The organism is Rhizobium sp. PP-F2F-G48 (genome assembly GCF_004342335.1).
Taxonomy (GTDB): domain Bacteria; phylum Pseudomonadota; class Alphaproteobacteria; order Rhizobiales; family Rhizobiaceae; genus Ferranicluibacter.
This window is the reverse complement of sequence record NZ_SLVH01000025.1, coordinates 1-7,651: the sequence shown is the minus strand read 5'-3', so window position 1 is coordinate 7,651 and position 7,651 is coordinate 1. Positions and strand designations below refer to the sequence as shown.

Sequence of the window (7,651 nt, the reverse complement as noted above, 5' to 3'; positions counted from 1 at the left end):
TCGCGTTTCCGCCGGTTGCTCCCACCCCGCCATTTGGCGTATCAAAAACCGCCCAGGCTCTAATCGCAGCCGGATGAAACTTCAGTGGCAGGTCAGGCCGGCAAAAGGCAGGCTTTGACATTCCCATCCCTTCGCCGGCATGATCCGGATCAGGTTCGAAGGGTCACCGCGCTGCTTGCGCCAGCGGTCTCTCAGCCCCTTGCGGGACTCCCCTTGGTATTAGAGAAAATAGTGTGGGAAGGAAAACAGCCGGAGTCAAGTTTCCCAGAGGAGCGATGCATCTGAGTCGCGAAAATCCCGACATTTGCTCGAGATGATAAGCCGACTTTTGCAGCGCTGCAAAATTAGGATTTCTGCGACACTACGCCATGTAACCGCCATCGAGAACCAGCGGAGTTCCGAGCATGAAGGATGCCGCATCCGAGCAAAGCCAGAGAACACCGCCTGCGACTTCAGCAGGCGTTCCCAGCCGACCAATCGGCTCTTGCGCCATGATCTGAGCGCCAATTTCCTCGTTCTTTTTTATGAAATTCTCTACAGGCGGCGTGCCGATCCAGCCAGGGCAAATTGCTGTAATACGAACTCCGTCCTTGGCATGCTCAAGTGCCGCGCTCCGCGTCAAGCCCAACACTCCATGCTTGGCGGCGGCATATGCGGCACCTCCCGGAAGCGGATAACCTCGCAGTCCATCGACGGATGAATTATTGACGATGACACCGCGCCCGGCTTTGAGCATGGCGGGCAACTGATAGCGCATGCACAGGAATACGGACGTAAGATAACCGTTGATCGTCTTACCCCATGCATCCTCGCTCATGCTCGCTATCGGAGACATTTTTCCCCCGCTGCCAGCATTATTAAAGGCGTAATCGATCTGTCCATGTTCTTTCAGTATTGAGGATACTAGCCTATCGACACCACGACCGTCTGTCACATCGCACTGCATCCATCTTCCACGGCCACCGTCCGAGAGCGTTGCCACAGCCTGTTTCGCTCGTTTTTCATTGCGGCTAGCGATGATGACGGTTGCCCCTTCATGAGCGAAAGCTTGGGCTGTCGCCAGACCAATTCCAGTACTACCACCCGTCACAAGAGCAATCTTGCCGCTCATTTCGGGATATCTTCTTGGTGACAGGTCATGGGCCACAGATTGTCTCCTCGCCGCGAAAATGCTGGTTCTACAACGAAGCGGATCCAGGATTACTTAGCACGTCAATATCACTCAAATACTGATCGAGATGCCGTTTCCACAATGCTGGTTTGAATAGCAAGGCATGGCCCATTGGGGCAGCAACGAATTTGCCCTTTCCTCCCGCCGACAGGAACGTTTCGAAATTTGCTCTACAGTGCTCTATCCGATAGTACTGATCACGGATGCCATGCAGCCAAAGCGTCGGAATGTCGGCAGGTGCGCCGCGTTCGAAGAGGGTTGGGTTGACGATTTCATGGTTCGGGCAGCCTCTGCCGAGCCAGCCACCGTTGAAATTAATAGCGCCGCGAAACGTATTCGGTCGCATACCGGCATACGCTATCGACAGAATGCCGCCGCGTGAGACGCCCCCGATGACAAGCCGGTCTTGATCCACATCAGATCGTTCGCGCAGATGGCGAACAACAGCGTCCATGTCTTCGACGGCACACTCGAAACCCGCGACCGAAATTTCAATATTGCAAGAGTAGCCGGAGCCGTCTGGAGCTAGACCTTCTCCGTAGCCCCCGCCTGACTTCCCTCTTCCCCGGCGCTGTGGAAAGAGGACCATCCAGCCCTTCTCAACAAAATAGTGTGCCGCGACGGCCGGGCATACCGTCCTTGTATAGAGGGACTTATTATGGCCCCTTCCGGTAGAGCCATGGTTGAAAACGACCGTCGGATGCGGCCCATCGGACTGAGGTTTAGCCACCACGATTTCTAATCGCGCGTCCGCTTGGCCCGATGTTATGAAAAACTTCTCAAACTTCATTGACGCTCGCGCTCGGTTCTCTATTGCTAAAATACCGAATTTTACTCGATATGTTAGCTGTGCTTTTGCAATGCTACAAAGGCAGGAGCGATGAGGTTCGCCCTTACAGAGCTGGACGCAAATAGAGGTGGCTGACTTTGCCTCGATGCGTGACTGCGAAACCCCATTCCATTTTCGCATTTTCAAACTCGACGTCATAAATATCCAGGCCTTGCTGAACGCCTTTAAATGACAGGGCTTTTAAGGACCCAGCTTTCTCCAGCTCGCTTTGGATAAAGTCTTTTTGCTCGATTGCGAGCGCCGCCAATGCTGGTGCCATACCGTCAAGGTCGGGTTCCCCCCGCGCATGCTCCTCAATCAGGCGGCGCAAGATGTCTGCACTTCCAGGCATTGACGTCTGATCGCGGATGCGCTGCTGAATCTCAGCCTCGATGCGGAGTATCGGGTCTACGGCTACCTTTCGGGCATGGTCCTCGAACCCATTCTGATGGTGAACAAGACCATCGACCCTGCCATCGTGGTCGCGGCAGAACTTTATTTGAACCGGCAGAACCTTCATAAAAAATTCGGTCTCGCCCTCGGGAAATATGTCGATGTCGGACTGACCTACAATCCTGTAAGCAAGTTGGCCGTCGTGATTGGTGACAATTGAGAGCGTTCCGTCGGCAGTCTCGTAGGCACCCGAAAAGGTGTCGAGGAGGTCCGCCTTGATCGGAACCTCGTCTCTTGGACGCATCTGTTCGTATCGACGCCAGGCTGCGGTATCCTTAGAAGTCTCTGTCATGTGAGTTTCCCTTGCCAGATTGGTAAGATCATCAATCGATGGTGTGCCTCCGGATCGAATCTTCGATTGAAGACTTTCGATCACCTGCAACCCTCGTATGGCGCGGTCCTTCGAGTTTGCTAAAGCCTCGCGCTGCAATGAAAGCGTTTGCTCCAAATCAGCGACCTGTCCTTCCAGAAGCTTTGCTATATCGCGCAGGCTAAGGCCGAGGGTTTTGAGGGCCAGAATTTCATTCAGGCGAACGATCTCGGTGCTGCCGTATAGTCGCCATTGCTTGGAAGTGCGCCGTGGGGAGATCAGGCCATATTGCTCGTAGAGCCGAAGTGCTCGAATGCTAACACCGACCTGCTCTGCACATTCCAACGCGGTCAGCAAAACTTGATCTCTATTTCGGCGATCGTGCATCGAAAACTCCTTCAGGAATATTCAATACGGTATGACGATAGGTCCGGCTCAAGCGGAAAATTGAGCTGTCGCAAAAATCCCAACATTTGCTCGATATCTAAATTCGACTTTTGCAGCGCTGCAAAATTAGGATTTCCGCGAACGAGCCGTTCAAAGTCGCGCGACCAAGTGCGGGACCGCAGACGCAATCATTGCCACTCCCGATAAGGCCAGTAGACCGAGCACAATTCGGCGAAAGGTCCTTTCGCTAATGCCTACGTAGAGGCGAGCACCCATCAGTGTTGGCAACAGCATTGCCGGTGCGACGATCGCAAACATCGGGACCATTTTTGTCGTGACAATCCCCGTGGCCACATAGGTCAGCATCGTAAAGGCGAGTGTCGCCAGATTGAAATTCTGGATAACATTGCGTTGGACGTCTTTTTCCATCTGCCGCAATGTGGTCCAGAGGGTAGGTATCGGACCGGAAAATCCCCCCAAACCTGCCATCACTCCACCAATCAACCCGGCCACACCATCAGCAACCCTTCCGCCGAAGCGAACGGGAGGGAGTTGACGTGAGAACAGCATGATAGGGCACCAAAGAGCCGAGAGCGAACCGAGGATGGCCTTGAAAAGATATGTATCGAGCGACGGTAGGATGGCGACACCAACCGGGATACCTACAACTCCGCCCAAGAGAAAAGGTGCGAGAACCGGTAGAGCGAACCCTCTCCGAACCGAAACTATCCCGATGATTTGACCTGTCAGGGCACCGAAGACGACAAGCACGGCGGCGAGTTGTGGTTCTAAAGCCCAGACCCAGAACGACATTGCGACAAGGCCGAAGGCAAAGCCAGATAATCCCTGAACGAAACCTGCGATGACGGTTCCCAAGACAACAATCCATATGGATTCTGACAAAAGTCGTTTCCCTTCCCTCAGATTAACGCTGGTTTCCTTTGTGCAGAAACACCGACGGAATCTACAATTCTGCAGGCAGTATGTTGCAAAATCAGGATTGCCGCGACAAGGGACGGCCTACCGGCGCACTTGGACTGTGCCCCGGTAGGCCAGCATAATCAGGCTACAGCCCGAAACTGCGCCTTACCTTCATGCAAGAAGCACGCTTTTGAAAAAAGCCCCACATCTACTTTGTTGGGCAAGCGTATGTCCTGCATATCCGGCAAAGGCTTCGCCTCCGGATCGTATGAACGGTCAATCTGGGAGATAAAGGCGAAAATAATTCCCGTCTTTCGAGCAAAGTGTTGAAGGGTGGCTATTTGCTTCGAAAGCTCGGGTTTGTTTCTCCGTTGATCGAGGATTTGCAGGTAGTCGATAACGGCGACCGTCCCCCGGGAGGCATCGGCGAGATGGCGCATGATATAGTCGGCGCAAATCTCGTCAGAGGTCACGATTTCCAGAGCAACCCCAAGGCCCGACGACTCGCCTTCTAGCGACCGGATACGCGCATGGGTTTCCTGCTTGGTATATTCGAGGGTGAAGAAGACACCTCGCCGGCCGTCACGGATGGCATCGAGCAGGAGCTGAAGCCCGAGCAGGGTCTTGCCATGACCGGGCCGCGCTCCCAGCAGGAGCATATCGCCATCAGAAAGCCGGGACAGCATTTCGCTTGCCGTCGCAGATGTTGCAACTCGGGCGGAAAGCAGGCTCCACCCCGCAAAACCTTCGTCGCGTGCTATGCGGTCCAACGCCGAATGCAGGGGGATTTTTTCATTCCGCGCCAACAATTTGGCTCGGCGCTTCAGTTGATAAATCGGAGCAGATAGCTTCATCAAAGGAACCTCCATTCCGAGCAGAAAACGCAATCCCTCCTTATGCGGCGCTCGAACAGATGGCTCGATGATCTCAATACCCCGTATGAACGATACTTCCCCGATGGGAGGGAGGAGGCGCGGGCCAAGCCTGTCCCCTGAACATAGCTTGAGAACGGGTCATCAACAAGTTCCATCCACACGCGGTGCTGTGCCGAACGCGAAAATCAGGATTTCCGCGACATAGAAGGACGCTACTTGGTGGAGAACGTGATCTGAATGCTTTCGCGGCCGCTTACGCGTTGCCGCCATTCTGCAAGATTTGCCTTTTTGGAGAACATCTCCTGCCCCTCGGGAACCATAAGGAAATAGTCGAGCATCGGTGCGACATGGAGATCGGCCAGCGTGAGACGATCCCCGGCGAGCCAAGCGCCATCTCCCAAGAAATCCGAAAGAGTTTCCAGACAAATCGGGGCTTTCGCACGGGCTGTCGCCACACGAGCTGCGTCAGCCGGCTCGCCCTTCTCTGCCTTCGAGACAAGCTCAACATACATTCCCCATACGAGCTGAGGGTAATGTAGCCATCGGCAATGCTGATGATTTCATTCACACGAGCCCGTTTCTTCGGCTCCGAAGGCTGGAGCGATGCTCCCTCAAAAGCTTCATCGACATAGCGGGTAATGGCTCCCGTCTCATACAGGCGGAAACCCTCGTGCTCAAACGCTGGAATTTTCCCGAACGGCTGCCTCTCAAGATAGCTCCTTGCCACATTGTCCGGGGCAAAGATGTCGATAGGGATCAGATCATATTCGACACCTTTCTCGTGGAGAGCGAGGCGTGTGATGCGTACATAGACGCTATAGTCAGCGCCGAACAGCTATGGCTTGCTCATTCAATCTTCGAAGGTGGATCTGTCGCAAAACTTCCACAGACCGTCTGAAAACTCGTCAGCAGTCGATCCGAAAAGCTCTGCTGGAAACTTGGATTGAGTTTTGGCATGGATCTTTTGCGTTGGCGAATAGATAGCCGTCGGCCTCATGGATTGGGCCGAACTTCAGGCCGGCTTTGCCGCACTGGACGCGGAATGCTTCGACATCCTTGACGTCGAACACCAGTTTGATGACGGACTGGCCACTTCGTTGTCCCTTGGCTGCTTCATGCAGCATTATATTTGCTCCACCGTCTTGCGCTACCAGTTCGATGATCCGATCACCGGGCAGTTGCATGGCTTTGAAGCTGAAATGCCTCTCATAGAACTGCGCGGTCTCCTCAACATTCCTCGCGTAAATCATCAATCGATTAAGTGGCAAAATATCCTCCGATTACAGCCTGTTCGATTCACCTGCATCAATGCTCGTGGTAGACTTTGCCATGGCACATCTTTCAGGAACAGACCGCTCGCAATTGTTGCTTCTGCCCGAAGCGGTCGACGACTATGTCGCACCGGACAACTCGGTTCGTTTTATCGAGGCCTTTGTCGATGGTCTCGATCTTGTTTCGGCCGGGTTTCTACGAGTGGCGGCGAAAGACACTGGCCGTCCTGGATACGATCCTGCCGATCTGCTTAAAATTTACATCTACGGTTACCTCAATCGGGAGCGGTCGAGCCGCCGGCTGGAGGCGGAGGCCCATCGCAATATCGAGGTGATCTGGCTTCTGCGCCACCTGAAGCCGGACTTCCGCACCATCGCCGCCTTCCGCAGGATCAACCGGTCTGCATTCCGGCAGGTGTTCCGGGAGTTCGTGATCCTATGCCGCCAGCTCGATCTGTTCGGGAAAGAGCTTCTGGCGGTCGATGGCACGCGGATCAAAGCGGTCAACAACAAGGATCGCAACTTCACCCGTGGCGCACTGACGAAGTTCATCAGCGAGGCCGACGAGAAGCTCGCCGATTACATCAAGCGGCTCGATGAAAGCGATGCCGACGAAGAGAAGCTGGGAAACGGCAATGGCTCTGGTCGCGGCGATGGCAAACTTGCGGCGAAGATCGCGGCCATCAAAGGCAAGCGCGATCGTCATAAGGCGCTGATGGATGAACTGGATAAGACCGGCGAAGACCAGATCTCGCTGACCGATCCGGATGCCCGCGCCATGGCGCGTATGACGAAGGTCGGCGTCGGCTACAACATCCAGCTCGCCGTGGATGTGAAGCACAAACTGATCGCCGAGCAGGAGGTCTGCAACCAGGTCCTCGACATGGGTCTGTTGGCAACGACGGTCGAAGCTGCCATGGAAACGCTCGGCGTTGACAAAATCGAGGCGGTCGCCGATCGCGGCTACTTCAAGATCGAGGACATCGAGGCCTGTGAGAAGGCCGGCATCAGCGCCTATGTTCCCAAACCGATCCGGGGACCGGCCGCACGCGAGGGCTTCTTCACCAAGGAGGCGTTCCGCTACGACCCGGACAAGGATGTCTATATCTGCCCAGCCGAACAGGCTCTCTCGCCACGCTACGAGAGCAAGTCACGCGAGAACGTGAAATTCGACTACTGCAACAGGGACGCCTGCAAGGGCTGCGCCCTCAAGCCACGCTGCACCAACAACCCGTATCGCCGTGTCTCGCGACTTGAGAACGAGGCCGCCCTTGATCGCATGGCAGCACGGTTGGCGGCGCGACCTGACGTTCTCGACCGGCGGCGCGAAAGCGTCGAGCGTATCCATCCGGCGAAGGCCGCAGAGCTTATGATTTAGGCTGGTCCGCCATGATGCGTTCGATCCTTTCCGGATCACATTGCTCGTCGATAAGG

The 7,651-nt window shown here is 55.0% G+C and carries 7 protein-coding genes, 1 pseudogene and 1 riboswitch; of the genes and pseudogenes, 1 reads left to right on the top strand and 7 read right to left on the bottom strand.

All coding sequences use genetic code 11. The features are described from left to right. Positions 1 to 109: 109 nt before the first annotated feature. Positions 110 to 224: riboswitch (TPP riboswitch) on the bottom strand. A gap of 137 nt (positions 225 to 361) precedes the next feature. The 7 genes and pseudogenes from C8J36_RS24535 to C8J36_RS24505 form a co-directional block, all read right to left on the bottom strand. Then, positions 362 to 1,111, bottom strand: coding sequence for an SDR family oxidoreductase (locus C8J36_RS24535; RefSeq protein WP_132537878.1), 750 nt, complete (start codon positions 1,109 to 1,111; stop codon positions 362 to 364). A gap of 67 nt (positions 1,112 to 1,178) precedes the next feature. Further along, positions 1,179 to 1,961, bottom strand: a complete 783-nt coding sequence (locus C8J36_RS24530; protein WP_132537877.1) for an alpha/beta hydrolase — start codon at positions 1,959 to 1,961, stop codon at positions 1,179 to 1,181. A gap of 103 nt (positions 1,962 to 2,064) precedes the next feature. Continuing rightward, entirely contained in the window at positions 2,065 to 3,150 is a 1,086-nt protein-coding gene (locus tag C8J36_RS24525; RefSeq protein ID WP_132537876.1) for a MerR family transcriptional regulator, read from the bottom strand. 150 nt (positions 3,151 to 3,300) lie between these two features. Next, complete coding sequence (locus C8J36_RS24520) at positions 3,301 to 4,053, bottom strand: sulfite exporter TauE/SafE family protein (protein ID WP_132537875.1); 753 nt, start codon at positions 4,051 to 4,053, stop codon at positions 3,301 to 3,303. 158 nt (positions 4,054 to 4,211) lie between these two features. Continuing rightward, positions 4,212 to 4,925 carry a DNA helicase gene (locus C8J36_RS24515; RefSeq protein WP_132537874.1) on the bottom strand — a complete coding sequence of 238 codons (714 nt, stop codon included), beginning with the start codon at positions 4,923 to 4,925 and terminating at the stop codon, positions 4,212 to 4,214. Between the two features lie 233 nt (positions 4,926 to 5,158). Then, a pseudogene (locus tag C8J36_RS24510) lies at positions 5,159 to 5,781 on the bottom strand (glutathione S-transferase family protein). Positions 5,782 to 5,851: 70 nt separating this feature from the next. After that, the gene (locus C8J36_RS24505; protein WP_110803320.1) at positions 5,852 to 6,214 is read right to left on the bottom strand and encodes a VOC family protein; all 363 of its coding nucleotides are present in this window, start codon (positions 6,212 to 6,214) and stop codon (positions 5,852 to 5,854) included. A gap of 61 nt (positions 6,215 to 6,275) precedes the next feature. On the opposite strand from C8J36_RS24505, the gene C8J36_RS24500 reads away from it, so the two are divergent. Further along, positions 6,276 to 7,595 carry an IS1182 family transposase gene (locus C8J36_RS24500; protein WP_245506732.1) on the top strand — a complete coding sequence of 440 codons (1,320 nt, stop codon included), beginning with the start codon at positions 6,276 to 6,278 and terminating at the stop codon, positions 7,593 to 7,595. Positions 7,596 to 7,651 lie beyond the last annotated feature (56 nt).